The organism is Streptomyces sp. NPDC037271 (assembly GCF_055603605.1).
Genome location: NZ_JBVJVN010000001.1, coordinates 599,718 through 622,925 on the forward strand (window position 1 = coordinate 599,718; position 23,208 = coordinate 622,925).

At 73.4% G+C, this 23,208-nt stretch carries 20 protein-coding genes; 2 read left to right on the forward strand and 18 right to left on the reverse strand.

What is annotated here, in order from left to right; all coding sequences use genetic code 11:
• Window positions 1-182: 182 nt before the first annotated feature.
• From ACZ7G3_RS02880 to ACZ7G3_RS02930, 11 genes are all read right to left on the reverse strand, one after another.
• Window positions 183-1,121 carry an aminoglycoside phosphotransferase family protein gene (locus ACZ7G3_RS02880; RefSeq protein WP_470922955.1) on the reverse strand — a complete coding sequence of 313 codons (939 nt, stop codon included), beginning with the start codon at window positions 1,119-1,121 and terminating at the stop codon, window positions 183-185.
• Window positions 1,118-1,768 carry a flavoprotein gene (locus ACZ7G3_RS02885; protein ID WP_470922956.1) on the reverse strand — a complete coding sequence of 217 codons (651 nt, stop codon included), beginning with the start codon at window positions 1,766-1,768 and terminating at the stop codon, window positions 1,118-1,120. The genes ACZ7G3_RS02880 and ACZ7G3_RS02885 overlap by 4 nt, the downstream gene beginning before the upstream one ends.
• A complete protein-coding gene (locus ACZ7G3_RS02890) occupies window positions 1,765-3,099 on the reverse strand; it encodes a M16 family metallopeptidase (RefSeq protein ID WP_470922957.1) in 1,335 nt (444 codons plus the stop codon). Before ACZ7G3_RS02890 ends, ACZ7G3_RS02885 begins: the two co-directional genes overlap by 4 nt.
• The gene (locus tag ACZ7G3_RS02895) at window positions 3,096-4,382 is read right to left on the reverse strand and encodes a M16 family metallopeptidase (protein WP_426596927.1); all 1,287 of its coding nucleotides are present in this window, start codon (window positions 4,380-4,382) and stop codon (window positions 3,096-3,098) included. Before ACZ7G3_RS02895 ends, ACZ7G3_RS02890 begins: the two co-directional genes overlap by 4 nt.
• Before the next feature lie 76 nt (window positions 4,383-4,458).
• The gene (locus ACZ7G3_RS02900; protein ID WP_184823924.1) at window positions 4,459-4,611 is read right to left on the reverse strand and encodes an LxmA leader domain family RiPP; all 153 of its coding nucleotides are present in this window, start codon (window positions 4,609-4,611) and stop codon (window positions 4,459-4,461) included.
• 99 nt (window positions 4,612-4,710) lie between these two features.
• Window positions 4,711-5,703, reverse strand: coding sequence for a T3SS effector HopA1 family protein (locus ACZ7G3_RS02905; protein WP_470922958.1), 993 nt, complete (start codon window positions 5,701-5,703; stop codon window positions 4,711-4,713).
• A gap of 1 nt (window position 5,704) precedes the next feature.
• Entirely contained in the window at window positions 5,705-6,823 is a 1,119-nt protein-coding gene (lxmK, locus tag ACZ7G3_RS02910) for a class V lanthionine synthetase subunit LxmK (protein WP_470922959.1), read from the reverse strand.
• Window positions 6,824-6,999: 176 nt separating this feature from the next.
• Window positions 7,000-8,652, reverse strand: coding sequence for a DUF6297 family protein (locus tag ACZ7G3_RS02915; protein ID WP_470922960.1), 1,653 nt, complete (start codon window positions 8,650-8,652; stop codon window positions 7,000-7,002).
• Window positions 8,645-9,307 carry an ABC transporter ATP-binding protein gene (locus tag ACZ7G3_RS02920; protein ID WP_470922961.1) on the reverse strand — a complete coding sequence of 221 codons (663 nt, stop codon included), beginning with the start codon at window positions 9,305-9,307 and terminating at the stop codon, window positions 8,645-8,647. The genes ACZ7G3_RS02915 and ACZ7G3_RS02920 overlap by 8 nt, the downstream gene beginning before the upstream one ends.
• Entirely contained in the window at window positions 9,307-10,047 is a 741-nt protein-coding gene (locus ACZ7G3_RS02925) for a class I SAM-dependent methyltransferase (protein ID WP_470922962.1), read from the reverse strand. The genes ACZ7G3_RS02920 and ACZ7G3_RS02925 overlap by 1 nt, the downstream gene beginning before the upstream one ends.
• Window positions 10,048-10,384: 337 nt before the next feature.
• A complete protein-coding gene (locus ACZ7G3_RS02930; RefSeq protein WP_470923189.1) occupies window positions 10,385-11,122 on the reverse strand; it encodes an SAM-dependent methyltransferase in 738 nt (245 codons plus the stop codon).
• Between the two features lie 215 nt (window positions 11,123-11,337).
• On the opposite strand from ACZ7G3_RS02930, the gene ACZ7G3_RS02935 reads away from it, so the two are divergent.
• A complete protein-coding gene (locus ACZ7G3_RS02935; protein ID WP_470922963.1) occupies window positions 11,338-12,168 on the forward strand; it encodes an oxidoreductase in 831 nt (276 codons plus the stop codon).
• A 338-nt stretch (window positions 12,169-12,506) separates the two neighbouring features.
• A complete protein-coding gene (locus ACZ7G3_RS02940; protein WP_470922964.1) occupies window positions 12,507-14,099 on the forward strand; it encodes a S8 family peptidase in 1,593 nt (530 codons plus the stop codon).
• A gap of 141 nt (window positions 14,100-14,240) precedes the next feature.
• Here ACZ7G3_RS02940 and ACZ7G3_RS02945 read toward each other — a convergent pair whose 3' ends face one another.
• From ACZ7G3_RS02945 to ACZ7G3_RS02975, 7 genes are all read right to left on the reverse strand, one after another.
• Complete coding sequence (locus ACZ7G3_RS02945; protein WP_470922965.1) at window positions 14,241-15,590, reverse strand: dihydrolipoamide acetyltransferase family protein; 1,350 nt, start codon at window positions 15,588-15,590, stop codon at window positions 14,241-14,243.
• Window positions 15,591-15,600: 10 nt separating this feature from the next.
• Window positions 15,601-16,566 carry an alpha-ketoacid dehydrogenase subunit beta gene (locus ACZ7G3_RS02950; RefSeq protein ID WP_470923190.1) on the reverse strand — a complete coding sequence of 322 codons (966 nt, stop codon included), beginning with the start codon at window positions 16,564-16,566 and terminating at the stop codon, window positions 15,601-15,603.
• A gap of 31 nt (window positions 16,567-16,597) precedes the next feature.
• Window positions 16,598-17,725 carry a pyruvate dehydrogenase (acetyl-transferring) E1 component subunit alpha gene (pdhA, locus tag ACZ7G3_RS02955; protein ID WP_470922966.1) on the reverse strand — a complete coding sequence of 376 codons (1,128 nt, stop codon included), beginning with the start codon at window positions 17,723-17,725 and terminating at the stop codon, window positions 16,598-16,600.
• Entirely contained in the window at window positions 17,712-18,662 is a 951-nt protein-coding gene (locus ACZ7G3_RS02960; protein ID WP_470922967.1) for a hypothetical protein, read from the reverse strand. The genes pdhA and ACZ7G3_RS02960 overlap by 14 nt, the downstream gene beginning before the upstream one ends.
• 664 nt (window positions 18,663-19,326) lie before the next feature.
• Window positions 19,327-20,832 carry an MFS transporter gene (locus ACZ7G3_RS02965; protein WP_470922968.1) on the reverse strand — a complete coding sequence of 502 codons (1,506 nt, stop codon included), beginning with the start codon at window positions 20,830-20,832 and terminating at the stop codon, window positions 19,327-19,329.
• A gap of 20 nt (window positions 20,833-20,852) precedes the next feature.
• A complete protein-coding gene (locus ACZ7G3_RS02970; protein ID WP_470922969.1) occupies window positions 20,853-21,080 on the reverse strand; it encodes a phosphopantetheine-binding protein in 228 nt (75 codons plus the stop codon).
• Window positions 21,077-22,999 carry an HAD-IIIC family phosphatase gene (locus ACZ7G3_RS02975; RefSeq protein WP_470922970.1) on the reverse strand — a complete coding sequence of 641 codons (1,923 nt, stop codon included), beginning with the start codon at window positions 22,997-22,999 and terminating at the stop codon, window positions 21,077-21,079. The genes ACZ7G3_RS02970 and ACZ7G3_RS02975 overlap by 4 nt, the downstream gene beginning before the upstream one ends.
• Window positions 23,000-23,208 lie beyond the last annotated feature (209 nt).

Consider the following 23,208-nt stretch of genomic DNA (forward strand, 5'->3'; position numbering starts at 1 on the left):
TGAAGCGGCTGCCCGACGACCGGCTGCCCGCGGCGACGCCACCTACGGCCCCGGTGATCTGCTGACCGCCTGGCCGCTGTGAGGGGCGGATGTCAGCTGAGGGACGGGAGTCGGTGAGGCCTCGGTCGCTTGCAGGCGCTGGTGGGCGGCGTCGGCGGTCCTCAGCCTCCTCGATGCACCGATCACGCCTCGGGAGCGGCAGTCGAAAGCGGTACGGCGACGGCGTCCAGAGCGGCTCGGCCCGAGGTGTCCACCAGGTCGGGGAGCAGGGCGATGCAGTGGTCCAGGCCGTCGGTCCAGCCGACGTACGCCGCGTAGTCCGCGACGTGGACGACGCTGCGCAGGCCCGCTGCGAGGGCGAGGGGGGTGATGTCGTCGGGGGTGAGGGGGCCGTAGCCGGTGAGGAGTGCGGTGGCCAGGGCGGCGAAGGGCGGGGCATGGGTGGGGCCGCAGAGGCGGGCCATTTCGGCCAGCTCTCCTATGAGCCAGCCGGTGTCGAAGGCCGCCGGGCCGTGGGAGAGGGTCTCGCCGGTGAGGAGGACGGCGTGGGCCGGTGCGGGGGACGGGATGATCAGGCCGACCGAGGGCTCGCCGTGCAGGAGTGTCCACGGGTGGGCCGGGGTGGGGGTGGCGAGGACGTCGCACCAGGCCGAGAGTTCGCGCAGGCGGGCCGGACCGAGGACGGCGGTCAGGCGGTGGTGGGCGTGGTCGTCGGCCGAGTGCAGCCAGCGTGCCAGGCGGGTGACGGGTGGGGGGACGGGGGCCGGGTCGATGAGGACGGGCCCCTGGGCGTGGAGGGAGCGCAGGGCACGGCCCGTACTCGCCATGGCCGGGGTGAGGGTGTCGCGGTGGGCGGGGCCCGCGGGGTCGGCTGTCGGGGGCCAGATCAGGTGGCCGAGGGACGAGCCGCCGGCGACCCGGTACTCGTACGCGCCGTCTTCCGCGAGCTCGGCGGCCGCCAGTCCGGTGCCGGCCGGGAGCGCGGGGAGTGCGCGGGCGGGGATGCCGTCCTGGAGGACCTCGCGGCGCCAGAGGTGGCTGTCGCCGGACCGGTAGACGCGGGTGTGGAGGCGGCCCGTGCGCATGTCGCGGACGGGGGGACCGAGCGCGGAGTGGTTCATGCCGATGCCGCTTCCGTCCGCAGCGCCGTGTGCCTGGCCTGGAGCTGTTCGACGACCGCCGGCATGGGGGGCGGCACGCGGGCGTCGTCGCGGCCCGTGGTGATGCTGCGGCCGGGGACCGGGGGGACGACCACGACGTTCTTCTGTGCGGAAAGGGTGGCGAGGTGCGTGCGGACCGTCTCGCTCCGGTCGGCGCCCGGGGGGAGGCAGGGGGCGACCGCGACCGGGGCTTGAAGGCACTGCAGGGCGAGGAGGACGGGGGTGTCGGCCATGCCGGTGGCGTACCGGCTGATGAAGTTCACGGTGGCGGGGTAGACCAGGACGGCGTCGGCCCACTGCGCGAGCTCGACGTGGAGCGCCCCGGCCCCGGCGTCCGTGTCCGGCGGCCACTCGTCGACGAGGGTCTCGCGGCCGCCGAGGGCGGTGAGCGCCTGGCGGGCGACGAAGCGCTCGGCGCTGCGGGTGACGACGGTGCGCAGGTCGAGCCGGGGGTACGTCATGCGCAGCCAGCTGACCCAGGTGGGCAGTTGCCAGGCGTGCAGTGCGCCGGTGCCCACCAGGAGCAGGCGTTCGAAGGTCAGGGCCGGGGCGGGGGCGGCGAAGGGGTTCGCGGCCTGGGGCGTGCCGGATGACGGGGAGCTGGTCACTGTGGGGTCTCTCCGGAGGTGAGGACGGTGGCGTCGCCGACCACGACGCGGGACGTGGGGCCGGGGCCGAGGAAGGCGCGCGCGGCGGCCGTCACCTCGGCCGGGGTGACGGTGCGCAGCCGCCGGGCGTAGTCCTCCGCCCAGTCGAGGGGGATGCCCCAGCAGCACAGCGTCGAGAAGAACTGGGTGAGGGCGGCGGGCGAGGCGCGCAGGGCGGCGATCATGCCGAGCGAGTAGCGGCGGGCGTCCTCGACCTCGGACGGCTCCGGTGGGCGGTTCGCCATCCCGGTCCACTCGGCGCGCAGTTCGGACAGCACCGTGTCGGTGGCGGCGGTCGCGCACGCGCCTTCGAGGAGGACGCTGTGCGTGCCGAGCATCTGGTCGAAGTACGACACCACATGGCACGACAGGCCGAGGCGCTCACGGATCCGTCCCATCAGGCGGGAGGAGAAGTATCCGGCGAAGACGGCGTTGGCCAGGGCCAGGGCCGGGTAGCGGTCGTCCTCCCAGGGCACGCTGGGGAAGGACATCAGGAAGTGCGACTGGAGCGCGCGGGGGCGGTGGACGACGACCTGGTGGTCGCGCGGGGCGGGCAGCGGCCCGGCGGCGGGGGAAGGCGCTGCGGGGGGCCGGGCGTCGATGCCGGCGAACGCGGCTTCGGCCAGGTCCAGTGCGTGGTCCGGGGGCAGGTCCGCGACCACGACGAGATGGGCGCCGGACAGGCGCAGCATGGACCGCCTCGCCGTTTCGACGTCGGCGGCGGTGAGAGCGGTGATGTCGTCCGGCCCGGGCAGTCCGGCGAAGCAGCCGAGGGGACCGAACCGGCTGGTCCACAGCGCCTCACGGGCGGCGGTGGCGGGGTTGGACGCCTGCATGGGGGCGCGCCGCGCCAGCCGGGTGCGGGCCAGTGCCACCCGATCGGCGGGGACGGCCCGCGGAGTGAAGGGGAGGGTGAACTCCCGCAGGAGGTCCGCGAGGCCGGCCGGGTCGACGTGGGCGGTGGTGATGAACCACTCCGCCGTCCGGGCGGACCGCAGTTCGTGGTCGGTGCCGCGCAGCACCGCGTCGGCCAGCAGTTCCGCGAGCGCCGACTCCCGTGGTGTGCCCGGGGTGTACGGCTGCTGCAGCTGGACTTCCGCGGTCGCCGCGTGGGGGTCCTGGACGGCGACGGCACGCAGGCCGCAGTCCAGTGCACGCCAGGCGGCGGCGGGCAGGCTGATCCGGTCGTCGGAGCCGAGCGGGGGCAGCGGGCGCGGTGCGGCGGCGGACGCCAGCTCGGCGGCGCCGCGGTAGCGGGCGTGGCCGGGCAGCGGTGTGCGGAGGCTGCTCATGCGGGGTCGCCTTGTGGTGGAGGGCCGACGGTGAGGGCGGCGGGGTCCTGGCAGACCAGCCGGCCGGCCGCGGCGGCGGCCTCTGCGGGGTCCACCTGTGCCAGCAGGGCCGGGACCTCGGCGACGAGGTCGGGCCGGTCGTGCAGCAGGGTGAACGCGCCCAGGGCGCGGGCCTGCCGGAGAGGTTCGGCATGACGGCGGGCCCAGCCCAGGCGCAGCAGGCGGACGGCCCGGGCGAGCCGGTCGGGGCGCGGGCCGTCCGCCGCCAGGGAGGTCAGCTCCCGCTGGACGAAGGCGGCCAGATGCCGGGGGTCCTGGCCGTCGTGGTGGAGCGTCACGACGAGGGAGTCCGGGTCGAGCGCGTCGAAGGGGGCGAAGAAGCCGCACTGCGCCTTCACCGAGGTCACGGGCAGCCGGTGGGCTCCGGCGGCTGCGGCGAGGCCGCCGGGGGAGTCGCCGGTGAGCATTCCGGCGAGCACCACATGGGCGGCGTAGCCGAGGGGGTCGGTACGGAAGGACGGCAGCCGGAAGCCGAGGGCGGTGGCGTGAGCCGTGGTCCGGGCGTCCGTGACGCGGCGCAGGCGGGTGGAGCCGGGCGGCGGCTCGGGCAGTGCGGGCGCCACCGCGGCGGGCCGCGCGGGCAGGGCGCCGAAGTGCCGCGTCACCAAGCGGGTGACGTGCTCCTCGGGGAGGTCCGCGACGACGGTGAGTACGGCGTTGGAGGGGGTGTAGTACGCGTCGAAGAAGGCGGCGCAGTCCTCGACCGTCGCCCGCTCCAGGTCCTCGAAGACGCCGTATCCGTTGTGCGCGTTGGAGAACTTCCGGTACATCGCCCCGGGCAGCTCGGTCCACGGGAAGCCGCCGAAGGGCCGGTCCAGGACATTGCGCCGGACCTCTTCCTTGACGACCGCGAGCTGGGTGCTCAGATTCCGCTCCGTGAATTTCGGCGCGGCCATGCGGTCCGATTCCAGGAACAGCATTCTTTCCAATGCTGATTCTGGTGCGCTCTGGTAATACTCGGTGTAATCCTGCCGGGTTGACGCATTGGCCGTCCCACCGGATCCCTGAACAACCGAGAAATGTTGTGAAGGGGCGATGCTGGCGCTGCCCTGGAACATGAGGTGCTCGAAGAGGTGTGCGAATCCGCTGCGGCCTTCCGGCTCGGAGCGGAAGCCCACTCCGTAGTGCACGCTGACGCTCGCGAGGCCTTTCGGGCCGTACCGGCCGTGGACGGTGCGAAGGCCGTTGGGCAGCACGGACCGGGAGGGAGACAGGTCGGTCATCTACTGCCTTCCGCGCGGGCACTCCGGGCCGGGATCCGACTGTCCCCGGCCCGGAGGCGCTGGTCGGTCGCCTGGATCAGCAGCCGAAGATGGCGCTGACGGTGATCGCGCAGCCCTGCGAGGAGGTGACGGTGCTCGTGATGGCCGGCGCCTCCGAAGCGTCGGCGGCGGCGACCTCCTCGGTGCTGGCGTAGGCGGAGTAACCCTCGAAGAGCTCAACGGCGTCCATGGAATTCACCTTTCTCTGAGGAAATATGGATGAATATCGCACGGAGGTCAGCTTTCTGCCCCGCACGCGATGTAATGCTTACATATTCCAGGGGGGCGTTCAATGGGGAAAAGGAAGATCTGGGGAATCAATATTCCGATGCAATGCGGAGGGGTCGATTCCTGATTCGGTCAGCCGAGTGAGCACATACGTGTGCGCACGTGAGAGGTCGCCGTCCGCCATCGCGTCCACGACTCCCTCGGCGATCGCGAGGCTGCGGTGCTGGCCGAAGCTGCCGCCCGACCGGCCCGGCCGGGCGTCGTCCGGCTCCCACGCCAGGGACAGACCGGGCGCCAGGGCGCGGGCGAAGGCCGAGGTCTCCGGGCCGACGTCCGCCGCGGACACGGCCCCTACGACGGCGGGTACGGCGTGCCAGGCCGCCGCGCCCAGATAGACCACCATCCCGTCGCGGCGGGGCAGCAGCTTCCGGCTGGAGGTGATCTTGGACCGGTAGGGGACCTCGAGCCCCTCCAGCACGCCGAGCACCGCGCTCCAGACCCGCACGGCCGCGCCGGGGTCGGTCAGATGGATGTACAGCCGCACCAGCGGACCGGGACCGCAGCTGCCCCGGGAGCCGTCCACCAGGAAGAAGCCCGGGGACAGCCGGGGCCGCGCGGTCGGTAACCGCAGGACGTGGTACCCGTCCCCGGACACGCCGCCCACAAGCTCCGGCGGTGCCGCGTCCGGCAGCCGCACCCGTACGCCTCCGACCGTGGCCACCGGGCCGCCGGGGCCTGGGCCCCGTTCGGCGGGGCCGTCGAGCAGGCGTGCGGCCACCGGTGTGGTCGCATGCGGCACGGCTTGGGCCAGGGGCACCTCCAGCGCCGGATCGCGGCGCAGGATCCCGGGCTTGTCGCCGAAGGCGTGCCCGGCGTGGAAGACCTCGTACAGCGCGGTGCCCAGACGCTGGCACAGGCGGCGCGGACGGTCCGCCGTCACATCGCGGTCGCCCAGACGCACACCCGCACCGCCCGGCGACAGGGAGACCGCGCTCAGCACGTGCGAGACGGCGGGATCGAGCGCGCCCTGCCGGGTGTTCTCCGCGACGGTCATCTCAACCCTCCAGACCTATGGTCCTGGCGAACTTCTCCGGCTGGAGCAGCGCCGTCCGGCCGATGCCCGAGGCGGCCCGGCTCATCGTGTCCAGGCTGGGCTGCTGCTCGGCGGAGGCGATCATGCGGTCGATCAGATGCCAGCCGGCGAAGCCGGTGGCGCGGGCCGCCACTTCGGCCGCGTCGCCGCCGGACAGGCCGGCCGCCTCCCGGTATCCGGCCCAGAAGGAGGTGTTACGGCCCCGCAGCCGCGTCAGTTCGCTCACACCCCGCTCGACGATGTCCTGGTGCGAGAGCTGCGCACGCTCCGCCGAGCCCTCGGGGATGCCGAGCACCGCCCGGTACAGCCACTCCCCGGCGAAACTGCCCACGTCCCGGGCCGGGTCGGCGAGCCGGAACTCCTCCCAGTCGCACACGTACAGGTCTCCCTCGTGCCAGAGCAGCTGGTCGAGCCGCAGGTCGCAGTGCGCGGGCGCCTGCGCCGCGGCACGCTCCCGCGCCCGCAGCCCCGTCAGCGCGGACCGCAGCTCGCCGTCGTTCTGCAGGAGCCGCCAGGCGTCGAGCATGGCCCCGCTCGACAGCACGTACGTGGACAGCGGGATGGCCTCCAGGAACGCCAGCGGCGGCAGCATCGGCGGTGAGGTGTCCAGCGGGCGCGGCGCCAGGGCCACCGCCTGCCCGCCCACCGCGTGCAGCGCGCCGATCGCACGGCCCGTCCGGTACGCCATCTCCTCCGGGAACGCGTCGTCCTCGGCCAGTGCGTTGCCCGTCCGGGAGCCGCGCAGCCAGGCGAAGGCGATCAGCAGCTCGGGTTCGTCGAAGCCCAGCAGCCGCGGTGTACGCAGCTCCGGAACCGGGTGGGCGGCTGTGAACTCCTCGAAGTCGCGCATACGGGCGAACCGTTGCCGCGCGTCCGGCTTCAGCGCGTCCACCTGCTTGACGAAGACGTCCACACCGGTGTCCGTCGTCCCCGTCACGCTCTGGTTGCTGCCCAGCGGCGCCGTCGTGTCCGAGCCTGCCAGACCGCCCAGTCCGAGCCGGTCCAGCAGCACGTGCACGGTCGCCGACGAGCCGAGCCCGGTGGCCGGCGCCGAAGCCCACGCCACGCTGTTCACCGTCATAACGGCGTTCCCCCCTCGAAGTCATTCGGTCGGACGAACTCGTTGAGCAAGAAGGCCGTGGAGCAAGAAGGCCGTGGAGCAAGAAGGCCGTAGCGCAAGAAGGCCGTAGCGCAAGAAGGCCGTGGATCAGGAAGGCCGTGGAGCAGGGCGGTCGCAGAGCGACGTGCCCGGTGGGCTCACCGGCCCCGCATGGTCCTGCGCGCCGTCACCCCCACCCACCAGGCCATCCCCGCCCCGACGACCAGGGGCCACAGCAGCCCCGCGGCACCCGGCTCCGCTCCGCGCACCGGACCGTCCACGATCGCCAGGCAGCCCAGCGCCACCAGCGGTCCCCGCGCCTGCCACAGCAGCGCCGCCAGTGGCCCCGTGTCGCCCAGCGGCGTCATCGAACCGATCATCAGATGCACCGGTACGACGCCCCGGTAGGCGCTCACCAGCGCGGCACCGACCAGCGCGGGCACCAGCGCGGGCAGCACCAGCAGCCGGTCCGACCACAGGCCGGCCCCGGCGGCCGCCGCCGCGCCCAGGGCGAACAGCACCAGCAGCCCCGCCGCGGGCACCACCCCGTGCCACAGCGCCAGCACCCGGGCGGGCCAGGGCAGATGCGCCGAGCGCCGGACGTCGTCCGTCTCCAGGCGGGCCGGTTCCGCCAGTTGCGCCGCGGCCAGATACCCGGCCGGCAGCGCCATCAGCGGCACCGCGGCCGGTGTGTCGTCCAGGCACAGCAGCGCCACGGCCGCAGCGGCCCAGATCGCTGCCCACACCGGCCGCCCCGGTGCGCGCAGCAGCGCGGTCGCATCCCGCCACGGGACGAGCAGCCACCCCCGTCGCGGGAACGGCAGACGCATGGCGGAGCGCACGGTGCGCGAGCGAGTGGCTCGTACGGCCGCTCGTGCCTGCCGCAGGTCCAGGGAGTACAGGGACGCCTGCACCCGCAGCGCGGTGCCCGCCTGGGTGCGCAGCACCCGGGCCGGGATGCGTGCTGCCGCGTCGGCTCCCGCCCGGCCCGCGGCAGCCAGCAGCAGGGCCGACACGGCGACCCCGGCCCACCCGGCTGCCGCGGGGGCCCCGCCCGCCACCGCCACCAGCGGCAGCGCGGCCCAGCCCCACGGCCCCGACCAGGGCACGACCCGTTCCCCGGCCCATGAGCCGCCCGCCAGTGAGACGGCGGCGAGCAGCCAGAGGACCGCCACCACCGCCCACGCCGTCCGCCGGATCCAGGTCCTGCGCCGCAGCCCGGTGTCGCTGTGCAGCTGGACCAGGGTGGCCAGGGCGGTCCCGGCGAAGCCGGCCGTCGCGCCCGTCATCGCCCCCCCGGCGGTCGCGGCCCACCAGGCGCCCGCCCCGAGGGCGTGCAGCAGGAACCCGGCCACCGCGCCGACCGCGGTCGCGATCGCCGTGGTCGTCACCGACGCCACGACGAAACGGGGCAGCAGCAGGGCGCGGCGCAGCACGGGCTGCGGCAGCAGCCACGACAGCGCTGCCCGCTCCAGCAGCACCGGCCCCTGCCACATGGCCCGCCCGGCCAGCATCAGCACCACGGTGGCCAGCACGGCGGGCAGGGTCGTCGGCAGCGCCGACAGCACGCGCTCGGCCACCGGTCCCCGCAGCCGGCCGTCCGCGCCGGCCTGCGCTGCGGCGACCAGCAGGGGGACGCCCCAGATGCCGACGAGCAGCGCCGTGCAGTACAGCGTGTAGGCGATGCTCTTGCGCCGCTCCTCACGCCGCCCCGCCCGGACCATCCGGAGCCGGGCCAGGACCGCGCCGGTGTGCTGGGCGGCGTCGGCCTCGTCCACGGTGCGCACCGGACGCGTCATCAGCTCAGCCACCGGACACACCCGCGACCAGCAGGCCTTCGCCGGACACGGTGTACTCGGCGTCGGCCACGGCGTCCGCCAGCTCCCGGTTGTGGGTGGCCAGGAGCACCGCTGTCCCCCGCTCCTTCGCGGACCGCAGCCGTCCGGCCAGCCGGGCCCGAGCGTCCGCGTCGAGTCGCTGCTCGGGCTCGTCGAGCAGGAGCAGTTCGGCGGGCCGGACGAAGGCGTGCGCCAGCGCCATCAACTGGTTCTGCCCGGAGGACAGCTGGTGTGGCAGCGCGTCGGCGCGCTCGGTCAGATGGTGCTCGGCCAGCACCTCGTCCACCGCGTCCTCCGCCCCGTCGCCCAGGCCGTGGGCCAGGGCGACGAGCATCAGATGCTCACGGACGCTCAGGTCCGGATAGCCCACCCCGCTGTCCAGGACGGCGGCGACGGTGGCCCGTACGGCCCAGTCGTCCTCGGAGACGGCCGTGCCGCGCAGAGTGACGCTGCCCGACTCCGGGAGCTCCTGCCCGGCGGCGAGCCGCAGCAGAGTGGACTTCCCCGAGCCGTTCTCACCGAGCAGGACGACGCACTCACCCGCGCCGACGGCCAGGCTCACCCCGTTGAGGACGGCCCGGCCGCTGTACCCGTGCCGTACGTCCGCCAGTTCCAGCAGGGCGCTCATTACGCCGCGTCCGCCGCCTCGTAGACCGACACATGACGCTGGCTGCCGGGACCGTAGGGCTCCTTCGACCAGCCCGCGTACCGCTCGACGAGCCGCAGACCCGCGCACCGGGCCATGGCGTCGATCTCGGCGGGCCAGGCGTAGCGCAGCGCGGTGTGGGCGGTGCGGGTCGGGCCGTCGGCGAGCAGGGCGAAGATCAGGACGATGAGCTGCTGCGACTGGACCACGTGGCTGCTCTCCAGCATCACCGTGCCCGGACCGAGGAAGCGGGTCGTGGTCTTCTCGCCCTCCTGCCGGTGGTACGGGGTGGGCTCGAAGGCCTCCAGGACCACCCGCCCGCCGGGGGCGAGATGCTCCCGCATCGCGCGCAGGCAGTCGATCTGCTTGTCCTGCTCGGGCAGCGAGAAGAACGTGTTGAGCGCCATCAGGACGACATCGTGCCGCCGGCCCGTGGTGGCCGTGAGGAAGTCACCCTCGATGGCCTTCACGGCACGGGCGGAGTCCCGCACGGCGAGGTCGGCGAGCATACGGGCCGAGGAGTCGATGCCGTACACGTCCACCCCGCGACCGGCCAGCGGTACGGCGAGCCGTCCGTTCCCCACACCCAGCTCCAGCACGGACCCCCCGGGCGGGCAGAGCGTCGAGACGAACTCCACGGTCTCGGCCGTGCCGGAGAGCGCGTCCGGGTACATCTGGTCGTAGATGTCCGCGAGAAGATCGTCGTAAGCGTTGGTCCCCATGTGGGTGACGCTAGACATGCCCGAGCAGGTAGATCAAGAACGCATGATCAGCATGACCAGAAACCAGTCCTCTCGCAGGAGAGCGGGATTACTCGCGTTCGAGCAGTTGTCCAGCGATCTTTGAGCGCTGCGTGCTGCTTTGGCACACGGCCGAAAAACTGCCCTCGGGAACAGCGGCTCGTACGGCAGGTCACCGTCGTCGGGTATGAGGGGCGGTGGCGGGCTGGGCCGGTGTGGCGGTCACACGGCCTCAGACCTTGACGATCTCCACGGAAGGGCCGCACAGGAGTGTCGGATCCCCGGGGTCGGACGTGAGGGCGGTGACCGGCCGCGGTGGTCACTCGGAGGTCCGGCGGAGTACGAGGGTGATGAAGCCGAAGCTGTCGCGGTAGCCGTGCAGCCATTGCGAGCGGTGGGTGGTGGCGACTTCGAGGGCCTCGGCGCTGTCGGGGTGCTCGGGGTGGTCCAGCGCCCACGTCGCCACGGATCCGGTCCAGCACCACTCGAAGTCGTCGAGTTCCTGACGTGTGCTGATGTGCCCGAAGACAGGGGTCCAGCCGTGGGCGACGACGCGGTCCACGGTGGTCGCCAGGTCCTCGTACTCGCCCAGTATCTCGCGGGCCGCGGTGCTGGGCTCGCGCTCCCAGTAGGCGTCGCCGACCAGGACGCGGCCGCCGGGGGCGAGGTGCCGGCGGGCGGCGTCGAGGGTGGGCAGGAGACCGCCGAAGGCATGGGCGGCACCGACGCTGAGCACCGCGTCGAAGGGCTGGGGGGACGCGAACTCGGCGGCGTCCTGGTGGTGCAGTACGAGTCGTCCGCCGACTCCCAGGCCGGTCGCCTCCTTCCTGGCCCTGGCCAGGGCCGGAGCCGAGGTGTCGACGCCCTCGGCGGTCACGTCCGGGTGCGTGGCCAGAGTCCGCAGGAGCCAGGCCGCCTCACCGCAGCCGAGGTCGAGTACGCGTTCACCGCCCCGGTCCACGGTTCGACGGAGCAGCCGGCGCACCGACTCGTCGTCAAGAGGGCTGTTGACGGAGTGATCGGCGCGTGTCAGCCGAGAGATCAGATCGCGGTCCATGGCGTGCAGCCTGACAGCGTCGGACACGCTTCGCCTCTGCTTTACCGCGCCGTTGACCAGACCCGCGCGTGCCGGACCCGCAGACGCACGAGGGCTTCGGACGGTCGCGTCCGTCGGCATGGCCATTGGCTGCCACTGAGAATCTTGGACGGGCAACCGGCTTGTAGGGCAGGGTGGTTGGCGATTGCGGAGCTACGAGTCGTGAGGGAGTCGGCATGGACAAGGTGTGGCTGATCACCGGTGCGAGCAGCGGATTCGGGCGGGCGATCGCCGAGGCGGCCCTGGCCGAGGGTGACGTGGTCGTCGGTGCGGCACGGCGCCCCGAGGCGCTCGCCGGTCTCGTGGACGCCCACCCCGGCCGGATGGAGGCGCTGCGCCTCGACGTCGCCGACACGGCCGCCGCGGAGGCCGCCGTGCGGGACGTGGTGGCGCGGCACGGCAGGGTCGACGTACTCGTCAACAACGCGGGCCGCACGCACGTCGGCGCCTTCGAGGAGACGGGCGAGGACGAGCTGCGCGCCCTGTTCGACGTGCACGTCTTCGGGCCGGCCGCGCTGACGCGGGCGGTGCTGCCGCACATGCGGGAACGTCGCTCGGGTGCGATCGTGCAGATGAGCAGCATGGGCGGGCAGCTGTCCTTCGCGGGTTTCTCTGCCTACAGCGGCACGAAGTTCGCGCTGGAGGGCATGTCCGAGGGGCTCGCGGACGAGGTGCGGGAGTTCGGCATCAAGGTGCTCATCGTCGAGCCGGGGGCCTTCCGCACCGGCCTGTTCGGGGCCGGCAACGCCGGGATGAGCGCGGACAGCGGCGTGTACGCCAAGGTGAGCGAGACCCGCGGGCTGGTCTCCGGCGGCGACGGCAACCAGCCCGGCGACCCCGCCAAGGCGGCGGCGCTCGTTCTCGCCGCACTGGCGGCCGAGCGCACCCCGCTGCGCCTGCCGCTCGGCGATGACGGTGTCAGCGCGGTACTCGGCCACCTCGACCAAGTCCGCGAGGACGTCGAGGCGTGGGAGAAGCGCACCCGGGCCACTGCCTTCGGGGACTGAGCGGCGGCACACCGACGACTGAGCGGCGGCACGCCGGCGGCTGGCCGGTGCGACCGACCGGCGACCGACCGGCGACCGGCCGGCGGCTGACCGACGGCTGACCGACGGTTGGCCGGCGGGTCTGGAGCGAGGCCCGCGGGCGGGTCGCTCAGTCGGCACAGGGGCCCGCACATCCGTGCAGGGCCCTTGTGCAAATCCTCTGGAAGCCTCAATCTTTCGACTGACGCACAAAAGTCGCCCTGGATTGACATGCTCATGATCCATTGGCGTGGCCGAGGGCGGCCTGCTCGGCGTGCACGAACCCCACCACGCACCACCGACTGAGGAGGACCCCTCACATGGCAGTGCTGCGTCAGCACACTCACCGCACCACCCGGCGAAGACTGGCCGCCGTCAGCGCCGCGGCCACCGCGGCCCTCGCCGCGGGCCTCGTGTCCGCGCTCCCCGCGGGCGCCGCCCCGGCCGCCGCGGAGGGCCACGTCCAGTACCTGGACGCGGCGAACGCGGTCGCCGGCAGCTACATCGTGACCCTGAAGGCGGACGAGGCGAAGGCCGGTTCCTCCGAGGGCCGCGCGGTCGCCGAGCGCCACGGCGCCGACATCGAGCGCACGTACACCAAGGCCCTCAACGGCTACGCGGTCGAGGCCTCCGAGACCGAGGCGAAACGACTCGCCGCCGACCCGGCCGTCGCCTCCGTCGTCCAGGACCGCACCTTCCACGTCACGGGCACCCAGCCCAACCCGCCCTCCTGGGGCCTGGACCGCATCGACCAGCGGAACCGCCCGCTGGACAACTCGTACACGTACCCGGACAGCGCCGGGCAGGGCGTGACGACGTACGTCATCGACACCGGCGTCCGCATCACCCACAACGACTTCGGCGGCCGCGCCTCCTACGGCTACGACGCCATCGACGACGACAACACCGCCCAGGACGGCCACGGCCACGGCACCCACGTCGCCGGCACCGTCGCGGGCAGCGCGTACGGCGTCGCCAAGCAGGCCAAGGTCGTCGGCGTCCGAGTCCTCGACAACTCCGGTTCCGGCACCACCGCGCAGGTCGTCGCCGGTATCGACTGGGTCGCCCGCAACGCCGTCAAGCCGGCCGTCGCCAACATGTCGCTGGGCGGCGGCGCCGACAGCGCCCTGGACGCCGCCGTCCGGGGCGCCATCGCCTCCGGCGTCACCTTCGCCGTCGCGGCCGGCAACGAGTCCACCAACGCCTCCACCAAGTCCCCGGCCCGGGTGACGGAGGCGATCACGGTCGGCGCCACCACGTCGAGCGACGCCCGCGCGAGCTACTCCAACTACGGCTCGGTACTGGACCTGTTCGCGCCCGGCTCGTCCATCACCTCGGCCTGGAGCACCGGCGACTCGGCCACCAACACCATCTCCGGTACGTCCATGGCGAGCCCGCACGTCGCCGGCGCCGCCGCGCTCTACCTGGCCGACAACCCCTCGGCCACCCCCGCCCAGGTCGCGTCCGCGCTGACGTCCGCCGCCACGGGCGGCGTCGTCTCGAACCCGGGCAGCGGTTCGCCGAACCGGCTGCTGAACGTCGGCGACGGCGGCACCACGCCCCCGCCGGGCGACCGCTTCGAGAACACCGGCGACTACACCATCCGGGACAACGCGACCGTCGAGTCCCCGGTGACCGTCTCCGGCGTGTCGGGCAACGCGCCGTCCTCCCTGGCCGTCGAGGTGGGCATCGTCCACAGCTACATCGGGGACCTCCAGGTCCAGCTGGTCGCCCCGGACGGCACGGCGTACACGCTGAAGTCGTACGGCACCGGCGGCAGCGCGAACGACATCGACACCACGTACACCGTGAACGCCTCCTCGGAGACCGCGAACGGCACGTGGAAGCTGCGGGTCAGCGACAACGCCTCATGGGACTCGGGGCGGATCGACGCCTGGGCCCTGCAGTTCTGAGGTTCCGGCAGAGCCCGTGAGCTCGGTGTCCAGCAGGTAGGTGTCTCCTCGCCCTCGCGGAAGGAACCCGGGTCGGTGACCCGGCCCGCCGCGGGGGCGAGGTATGTCGCGCGGCTGTGTCCGCCGTATCCGCTGCCGTGTCTACGCCCAGCTGATCAACCGCTTCGGCTGTTCGAGGATCGCGGCGACGTCGGCGAGGGCCTTGGAGCCGAGTTCGCCGTCGACGAGACGGTGGTCGAAGCTGAGGGCGAGGGTGGTCACCTGGCGCGGCTTGACCTTGCCCTTGTGGACCCAGGGCTGGAGTCTGATCGCGCCGATCGCGAGGATCGCGGACTCGCCGGGGTTGAGGATCGGTGTGCCGGTGTCGACGCCGAAGACGCCGACGTTGGTGATGGTCACCGTGCCGCCCCGCATGGCGGCCGGGGAGGTCTTGCCCTCCCGGGCCGTCGAGACCAGCTCGCCCAGGGACTCGGCCAGCTGCGGCAGTGTCCTGGTGTGGGCGTCCTTGATGTTCGGGACGATCAGGCCGCGCGGGGTCGCGGCGGCGATGCCCAGGTTGACGTAGTGCTTGACCACGATCTCCTGCGCCGCCTCGTCCCAGGAGGCGTTGATGTCCGGGTGGCGCTTGACGGCGACCAGCAGGGCCTTGGCGATCAGCAGGAGCGGGTTCACCCGCAGGCCGGTGAACTCCTTGTCCTGCTTCAGCTCCTCGACCAGCCTCATGGTGCGCGTCACGTCGACCGTCACGAACTCGGTGACGTGCGGTGCCGTGAACGCCGAACCGACCATCGCCGCCGCCGTCGCCCTGCGCACGCCCTTGACCGGGACACGCGTCTCACGCGCCGTGTCGTACGCCGTGTGGCGTGTGGTGTCGGGTGTCGTGTCGCGCGTCGTGTCGGGTGCCGTGCCGGGTGTCGTCTCAGATGCCGTGTGGTGCGGCACCGCCGCCGCGTGCACGTCCTCGCGCGTGATGACGCCGTCCGGGCCGGTCGGGGTGACCGTGGCCAGGTCGACGCCGAGGTCCTTGGCCAGCTTGCGCACCGGGGGCTTCGCCAGCGGGCGTGCGCCGCCGGCCGGGTCGTGGCCGTTCGGCCCGGGAGGCGCGTCCGCGCCCTTGCGGGGGCGGCGGCGGGTCGCGGAGGCGGAGACCCCGTACCCGACCAGGACCGGCCGGCGGCCTTCCGGCTGCCTCTCCGCCGGCTCGCCGGCCGCTGCGTGGCCGGCCGCCGTGCCGCCGTCGGCGACCGCGATGATCGAGGTGCCCACGTCGACGGTGGTGCCCTCGGGGAAGTGGAGCTCGCGGACCACGCCGTCGTAGGGGATGGGGAGCTCGACGGCGGCCTTCGCCGTCTCGACCTCGCACACCACCTGCCCGTCGGTGACGGTGTCACCGGGCTGGACGTACCACTTGAGGATCTCGGCCTCGGTGAGTCCCTCGCCCACGTCGGGCATCCTGAACTCGCGTACGGACCCTTCGGTCATCGTCGTCACGACCCTCTCCTCAGTACGCCAGCGAGCGGTCGACGGCATCCAGCACCCGGTCCAGGTCGGGCAGGTACTCCTCCTCCAGACGCGCCGGCGGATACGGCGCGTGATAGCCGCCGACCCTCAGCACCGGGGCCTCCAGGTGGTAGAAGCAGCGTTCCGTGATCCGGGCCGCGATCTCCGCGCCCGAGCCCAGGAACACCGGCGCCTCGTGGACCACGACCAGCCGGCGGGTCTTCTCCACCGACGCCTGGACCGTGTCGAAGTCGACCGGGGAGATCGACCGCAGGTCCACCACCTCCAGCGAGCGGCCCTCCTCGGCCGCCGCGTCGGCGACCTCCTGGCACAGCTTCACCATCGGGCCGTACGCGGCCAGCGTCAGGTCGGAGCCCTCGCGGACCACCCGCGCGGTGTGCAGCGGGCCCGGGATGGCCTCGGCGTCGACCTCGCCCTTGTCCCAGTACCGCCGCTTCGGCTCGAAGTAGATCACCGGGTCGTCGCTCTGGATGGCCTGCTGCATCATCCAGTACGCGTCCGCCGGATTCGACGGCGAGACCACCTTCAGGCCCGCCACGTGCGCGAACAGCGCCTCCGGGGACTCGGAGTGGTGCTCGACCGCGCCGATCCCGCCGCCGTAGGGGATACGGATGACGACCGGCATCTTGACCTTGCCCAGCGAACGGGCGTGCATCTTCGCCAGCTGCGTGACGATCTGGTCGTAGGCCGGGAAGACGAACCCGTCGAACTGGATCTCCACCACCGGCCGGTAGCCGCGCAGGGCCAGACCGATGGCGGTGCCCACGATGCCGGACTCGGCCAGCGGCGTGTCGATGACCCGGTCCTCGCCGAAGTCCTTCTGCAGACCGTCGGTCACCCGGAAGACACCACCGAGCTTGCCGACGTCCTCACCCATGATCAGGACCTTGGGGTCCGACTCCAGCGCCCGGCGCAGCGACTCGTTGATCGCCTTGGCCAGCGCCATCTTCTTACCGGTCACGGATTCCGCAGCCATCTCAGACCCCCTCGGCCTCAGCGAACGACGCCTGGTAGGCGGCGAACCGGGCACGCTCCTCGTCGACGAGCGCGTGCCCGTCCGCGTACACGTTCTCGAAGACGGCGAACCGGTCCGGGTCCGGCATCGAGCGGACCGCCGCGCGCAGGCCGGCGGTCACGGCGTCGCACGCGCGGTCCACCGACCTCAGGAAGACGTCGTCCGCCAGTCCCGAGCCGGTGAGGTGGTCCCGGAGGCGGCTGATCGGGTCCTTCTCGGCCCACTCCCGCACCTCCGCCTCGTGCCGGTAGCGGGAGGGGTCGTCCGAGGTGGTGTGGGCGCCCATGCGGTACGTGTACGCCTCGATCAGCGCCGGGCCCTCACCGCGCCGCGCCCGCTCCAGCGCCCAGCGGGTCACCGCGAGACAGGCCAGGACGTCGTTGCCGTCGACGCGCACGCCCGGGAAGCCGAAACCCTGGGCACGCTGGTGGAGCGGCACGCGGGTCTGCTTCTCGTTGGACTCGGAGATCGCCCACTGGTTGTTCTGGCAGAAGAACACCACCGGCGCGTTGTAGACGGCGGCGAAGTTGAACGCCTCGCTCACGTCGCCCTGGCTCGTCGCGCCGTCACCGAAGTACACCATCACGGCGGAGTCCGCGCCGTCCTTGGCCACGCCCATCGCGTAGCCGGTGGCGTGCAGCGCCTGCGACCCGATGACCAGGGTGTAGAGGTGGAAGTCGTGGTCGGCCGGGTCCCAGCCGCCGTTGTTCACGCCGCGGAACATCGCCAGCAGCCTCAGCGGGTCGAGGGAGCGGCAGAGGGCGACGCCGTGCTCCCGGTAGCTGGGGAAGACGTGGTCGCCGTCGGCCAGGGCGTGTGCCGAGCCGACCTGGGCGGCCTCCTGGCCGAGCAGCGAGGGCCACAGGCCCAGCTCGCCCTGGCGCTGCAACGTCACGCCCTCCGCGTCCACGCGGCGGGCCCGGACCAGGTCCCGGTACAGGCCGCGCAGGCCGTCCGGGGTGACATCGGCGACGTAGGGGTCCCAGACCGGGTCGGTCACCCGGGTGCCCTCGGGCGTCAGCAACTGGACCAGCTCGGTTGTCATGCGGTTTCTCCGGTTTCCGGTCGGTTCCGGTTCAGTCGATGCCACGGCACAGGTGCGGTTCCTCGCGGGCGTCGTCGGGGTCCCCGGCGAGTCCCAGGACGGGCGCGACGGCGGGGCGGACCCGGGTGGGTGCCGCCGTGCGCGGCCGGGCCGGGGACGGCAGGGGCAGGGCACGGCCCAGGGCGTCGTCGTACACGGCGCCGAAGGGCTCCAGCCAGGGCGATGCCGTGCCGAGCAGGGCGTGCACGCCGTCGTCGCCGAGCGTCGTGCGTACGGCGCTCAGGACGTGCCCGCGTCCGGTCGGCCGCAGATCCACCCGGAAGACGCCGAACTCCAGGCCCAGCCGGCGCACCGCGGTGGACGCCTCGCCGGCGACCGCCGCCCAGGCCGGCCCGGTCAGCTCGGCCGTGCGCACCGGTCCGTCCGGCGGGACGGAGGCGACGAGGACGACCTGGGGCCGTCCGGCGGCGAACACCCCCACCGCGGCCAGCGTTCCGCGTACCGGCTCCGGCTCCGGCGTGGCCTCCACCAGGAAGCCCTCCGCGGCCAGCGCGGCCCGGCAGGCGCCGGGGTCCTGCACCCGGCGCACCACGTCGGGCCGGTTGCCGGGCAGGCCCAGGGCCTCCGCGGTCACCGCGGCCGCCTCCTGCACCTCGGGGCGCAGACCGAGGACGACGTCGAACCGCCGACCCCGGTCCGTCTGCTCGCGGGCCCAGGCGGCGCACAGGTCGGGGCGGGTGACGTCGAGTCCGGAGGAGAGGTCGGCGAGTTGCGTCGTCGCGCGGTCGCGGGTGGCGAGCCGGGACGCCTGGTCCACGACGTGGGTGGCGATGCCGCAGGCCCAGGCCTCCAGCAGGGCGGAGACGGCGGCGGTGCCGCCCGGCCCGTCGGAGGTGCCGGAGGCTCCCAGGAGGAGGGCGACGGGCGTGTCGGGGGCGGTGGTCGCCGGGGCCGAGGCCGGTCGGGTGCGCTGTTCGAACATCTGGCTGCCTCCCAGGGTGTGTTCGTGCGGCGGCGGTTCCTGTGGGTTGCGGTTCCGGCTGGAGTGGGCTCGGGGCGTGCGGGGGTGGGGCGGGGCCGGGTGGGTCGGGGTGCGGTCGAGGCGTGCGGGGTGCGGCGCGGGTGCCGTGTGGTGCGGGTGCCGTGTGGTGGCGGTACGGGCGTGACGCGCGGTGCGGGTGGTGAGGGCGCGCCTTCCCGGGGCCGGGCGGTGGGGTGCCCGGTCGGCACGGCCGGAGAGGCCGGGCTGGGGAGAGCGCGACGTGTCTGCGGGGTGCGCCCGAAGGGGCTCGGTGGCGCGGCAAGCGGGAAGCGAGAAGCGGCAAGCGGGAAGCGAGGTCGCGGTTCGTGCGTAGCGAGGTTGCGGGTCACGGGAAGCGAGGTCGCGGGTCGCGGGAAGCGAGTCGCCCGAAGTGAGGCGCGGCGTCGCGGAGTCCGTGGCGGGCGGCGCCGGGCGCTGCCCGGACGTGGCGCCCCGCCCTGCGCGGACGTGGTGCCCCGCAGTGCCGGACGCCGTCCGACGGCCGGCCGGGATGCGGTTTCCGGCGCGCGGGGGGCGGAGGGAGCGGGGGAGCGGCGCGGATCGCGGGGAAGAGGGGGTGCGTCCGGGCGGGCGGTCGGGGGGTCCGCCCGCCCGGACGCCGGTGTCAGGACGTCTTCTGCTCGTCCGCGGCCTGCGGGCGGCCACCGAAGCCGAGCAGGCCCACCGCCACGTTCACGGCGATCCACACGAACAGCACCAGGAAGCCGCGCTGGATCGACTCGGTGAACGCGGTGGCCGCGTCCACGCCGTCCGCGGTGAGCTCCGCCAGGCGCGAGCCGACGACCGTGGCCGTCACGGCGAGGGCGAGCGCGCCGCCGATCTCGGTGGACGCGTTGAGCACCGCGGACGTGGTGCCCGCGTCCTGCTCCGTCGCGTCCCGCGTGCCCACGACGGGCGCCGTCATCAGGCACAGGACCAGCCCGACGCCGAGCAGGGCGGTGACGGGCAGGAGCAGCGACCAGTACGTCGTCTCGGTCGGCGCGTTGACCATCAGGACCAGCACGCCGGCCAGCAGCACGTTGCCCAGGATGTACGGGACCCGGGGGCCGTACTTGGCGATCAGTACCGGGACGGCGCCGGAGACGCCGAGCATGGCGAGGCAGGTCGGGATGTAGGCGAGGCCGACCTCCAGGGGGCTGTAGCCCAGGACCTCCTGCATGTACTGGGGCAGCATGAAGAAGGACGGCAGCATCAGGCCGGCCGAGATCAGCTGGGCGAGCGTGCCCGAGGTGACGGACTTGCGGCGCAGCAGCGGCAGCGGCAGCAGCGGCGCCTTGGCCGTGCCCTCCACCCGTACGAACACGGTGAGCAGCACGGCCGCCGCGCCCAGCGACACGAGGGCCACCGAGTCGCTCCAGCCGTCGTGGCCCGCGCGGACGATGCCGTAGACGAGGGCCAGCAGGCCCAGGGTGCCGGTCACCGCTCCCACGACGTCCGCCGGCGGCCGGGGTCCGGCCGGGGCGCTGCGCGGGATCCAGAGGAAGCAGGCGATCAGCAGGGCCGCTCCGATCGGGATGTTGATCAGGAACGCCAGTCGCCAGTCCACGTCGGTGATCGCCCCGCCCAGGAGGGTGCCGAGGCTGGCGCCCACGCCCATCACGGTGCCCCAGACGCCGAGCGCCTTGGCCCGCTCCTTGGGCTCCGGGTAGGTGGTGACGAGGATGGACAGGGCGGCGGGGGACAGCGCGGCGGCGCCCACGCCCTGCAGCCCGCGCCCGGTCAGCAGCATGCCGCCGCTCTCCGCGACGGCCGCCAGCAGCGAGCCGGCCGTGAACAGCAGCAGGCCGGCCACCAGGACGGAGCGCCGGGCGAACACGTCGGTGAGCCGGCCGCCGAGCAGCATCAGCCCGCCGAACAGCACCACGTAGATGTTCATGACCCACTGCAGGCCGGAGGTGCTCAGACCGAGGTCCGCGCGCAGCTCCGGCAGCATCACGTTGGCGATCGTGGAGTCCAGGACGCAGATCAGCTGGGCGGTGGCCACCAGGAAGAGGACCAGGCCGCGCCTGACGGCCGGGCCCGGGCTCGCGCCGGTGTCCGGGGCAGGCCCGGGGACGGTGGACACGGGCGCGGGTTCGGTGCGCTGCGTGTCGTACGCGTCGATGCTCATGACGGTGTGTTCCTCCCGGCTCAGGCGGCTTCGCTGATGCGTTCGTAGATGGCGGACATACTGCGGTCGGCGAGCAGCCTGCCGACCGGGACCCGGCTGCCGGTCTGCTGCTCGACGGCGGCGACGAGGCGGACCATGTGCATCGAGTCCCAGCTGACGACGCGGTCGAAGTCGGCGTCGAGGTCGTCGAAACCGAGTGGCAGGTCGAGTTCGTCGCGGACGAGGTGGATGAATTCCTCTTTGGTCATCGGTGGGCCCCTTCCAGGGCGCAGTCGAGGCTGATGTGCGAGGGCACGGCGGGAAGGTCCCGCAGGCCGTGCCGGAAGCGGACTTCGTCGTCCGCGACGGAGAGGGTGGTGAAGCCCAGGGAGGGCCAGAACCCACGGACGTTCCGGTTCTTCCCGGTCGGCCGGTAGGCGGCGGTGACCTGCGTGGCGCCCGTCGCCCGGGCATGGGCGAGCAGCGCGGCGGCGGCGGCCTGCTCGATGCCCCGGGCGAACACCCGGCAGGACAGCAGCATGTTGTCGACGCGGAGCGTGTCGCCGTCGCGCCGGGCGAGGACCGCGCCGACGACGCCGTTGTCGCCGAAGACGTCGGCCGAGCGGATCACCAGGACCAGGTGGGCGGGGTCGGTGAGCCGCTCGGTGACGTCGGCGGCCCGCAGCCGGACCGTGGTCAGGTTGAACTGGTTGGTGCGCAGGGACAGCTGGGCGATCCGGTCCGCGTCGCCGGGGACGGCCTCCGCGAGGGCGACCCGCACCCCCAGCCGGCTCAGGTACTCCTCCTGCGAGCCGGCGCTCTCCAGCAGGTCGGCACGGACCGACTCGGTGCGGTACCGGGCCGCGCGGGCCCGGTCCTCCGCGGTGAGCCGTGCGGTGTCGAACCAGCCGTCGGCGAGCAGCTTCTCGACGTGCAGCGCCGGTTCGTCGTCCAGCCGGACCACGGCGACCTGCGGCAGCCCGGCGGTGACGAGCCCGCACTCGAAGGGCGAGTCGTCGACGAACACGAGACTGTCCACGCCCACGTTGAGCCGGCGGGCGATGTCCTCGAGATTGGCGTCCTTGGGCCGCCAGTTGGCGTTGATCCGGGCGAAGTCGTCCTCCCGCAGCACCATGTCGGGGTGCTCGCGGACGACCCGGACGAGGTCGTCGTGGTCGTTCTTGCTGCTGACGGCGAGGAGGACGCCCTGCGACCCCAGCTGCCGCACCAGACGCTGGAAGGTGCCGAACGCCTCGCCGCGGAAGGTGGTCGCCGCGGCGATCCCGTCCGGGCCGTCGTCGCCGAGGACGCCGTCCCACAGGGTGTTGTCGGCGTCGACGACGAGCACCTTCTTGGTCCGGCCGCGCAGCATCCGGGACAGGTGGGCGACCTCGCGGGCGTACCGGGCCAGCAGGTCGTCGCCGAGGGCGGCCTTCGCGTACGCCGCCATGCGGGCGTCGTTGAGCGGGGTCCCGGCGGCGACGAGCGGGTCGAGGTCGACGACGTGGACGCGCGGGTCGGCCAGCGACAGCCGCAGCAGGCCGCTGTTGAAGTCCCGCCAGGCCAGCCCCGCCCGGGCCCGCGACTCCTGGTCGACGAGCTGGTGGGTGACCGTGCGCGGCAGCGGCACCGTGTTGAGGACCAGGTCCGCCGAGGAGTGCGCGGTGAAGGTGCCGGCCAGCCGCTCGATCTCGGCGAGCTTGCGCCGCACCGCCCGCTCGAGGTCCTCCGCCTGCCAGGGCGAACCCAGCTCGTCCAGCAGGACCTGCGGGTCGAGCACGCACAGGGCGAGATCGACGTCGGCGGCGTACAACGGGCTGCCGGTGTCCCGCAGATCGCGCTGGTAGGCGTCGAAGTCGCTCGGCCGGGTCTCGGTCAGCACGCCGTGCCGGCCGAACTCGGCGGCCAGCGGGTCGCCCAGGCCGCCCAGGGTGGAGTGCCCGGTGACGGCGATCACCGCGGTCTCCGTCTCCGGCCAGGCCGCCAGGACCTGGGCGCGGTCCAGCTGGGCGAGGACCGAGCCCGCCCGCCGCAGGTCCGTCTCCGCGCCGGTGCCGGCCAGCTCCGCGAGCAGGGGCGCGATCCGCGGGTAACGGGCGGCGAGCTGTCCTTCCCGGCGCAGCGTGCGCAGCGCCGCCAGCGGGGACGGACGGGTTTCGGGTGGGGCCGGGCTGGATACCGTGGTCAATGCTCTCTCCTCACTTCGCCGCGTTCGGTGGGGTACCGGTGCGCGGCACCGATCGCACGGTCACCCCGCCCGTGGCCCAGGCTGGCCGTCGCCGCTTGAGCCCCGCTCGTACGGGCCTGCACCCGCCCGCCGCAGCACGTGCGGTCCTCCGGCGGGGCGCATGCGTTTTTCACGCTTCGGGCAGGTGGGGTTTCACAGCGGGCCGGTGA

Bases quoted from the DNA above. Each gene is read 5' to 3' on its own strand.
- ACZ7G3_RS02880 (WP_470922955.1), bottom strand. From the start codon at position 1,121: ATGAACCACTCCGCGCTCGGTCCCCCCGTCCGCGACATGCGCACGGGC.
- ACZ7G3_RS02890 (WP_470922957.1), bottom strand. From the start codon at position 3,099: ATGAGCAGCCTCCGCACACCGCTGCCCGGCCACGCCCGCTACCGCGGC.
- ACZ7G3_RS02895 (WP_426596927.1), bottom strand. From the start codon at position 4,382: ATGACCGACCTGTCTCCCTCCCGGTCCGTGCTGCCCAACGGCCTTCGC.
- ACZ7G3_RS02900 (WP_184823924.1), bottom strand. From the start codon at position 4,611: ATGGACGCCGTTGAGCTCTTCGAGGGTTACTCCGCCTACGCCAGCACC.
- ACZ7G3_RS02905 (WP_470922958.1), bottom strand. From the start codon at position 5,703: ATGACCGTCGCGGAGAACACCCGGCAGGGCGCGCTCGATCCCGCCGTC.
- lxmK (WP_470922959.1), bottom strand. From the start codon at position 6,823: ATGACGGTGAACAGCGTGGCGTGGGCTTCGGCGCCGGCCACCGGGCTC.
- ACZ7G3_RS02920 (WP_470922961.1), bottom strand. From the start codon at position 9,307: ATGAGCGCCCTGCTGGAACTGGCGGACGTACGGCACGGGTACAGCGGC.
- ACZ7G3_RS02925 (WP_470922962.1), bottom strand. From the start codon at position 10,047: ATGGGGACCAACGCTTACGACGATCTTCTCGCGGACATCTACGACCAG.
- ACZ7G3_RS02930 (WP_470923189.1), bottom strand. From the start codon at position 11,122: ATGGACCGCGATCTGATCTCTCGGCTGACACGCGCCGATCACTCCGTC.
- ACZ7G3_RS02935 (WP_470922963.1), top strand. From the start codon at position 11,338: ATGGACAAGGTGTGGCTGATCACCGGTGCGAGCAGCGGATTCGGGCGG.
- ACZ7G3_RS02940 (WP_470922964.1), top strand. From the start codon at position 12,507: ATGGCAGTGCTGCGTCAGCACACTCACCGCACCACCCGGCGAAGACTG.
- ACZ7G3_RS02950 (WP_470923190.1), bottom strand. From the start codon at position 16,566: ATGGCGCTGGCCAAGGCGATCAACGAGTCGCTGCGCCGGGCGCTGGAG.
- ACZ7G3_RS02960 (WP_470922967.1), bottom strand. From the start codon at position 18,662: ATGTTCGAACAGCGCACCCGACCGGCCTCGGCCCCGGCGACCACCGCC.
- ACZ7G3_RS02965 (WP_470922968.1), bottom strand. From the start codon at position 20,832: ATGAGCATCGACGCGTACGACACGCAGCGCACCGAACCCGCGCCCGTG.
- ACZ7G3_RS02970 (WP_470922969.1), bottom strand. From the start codon at position 21,080: ATGACCAAAGAGGAATTCATCCACCTCGTCCGCGACGAACTCGACCTG.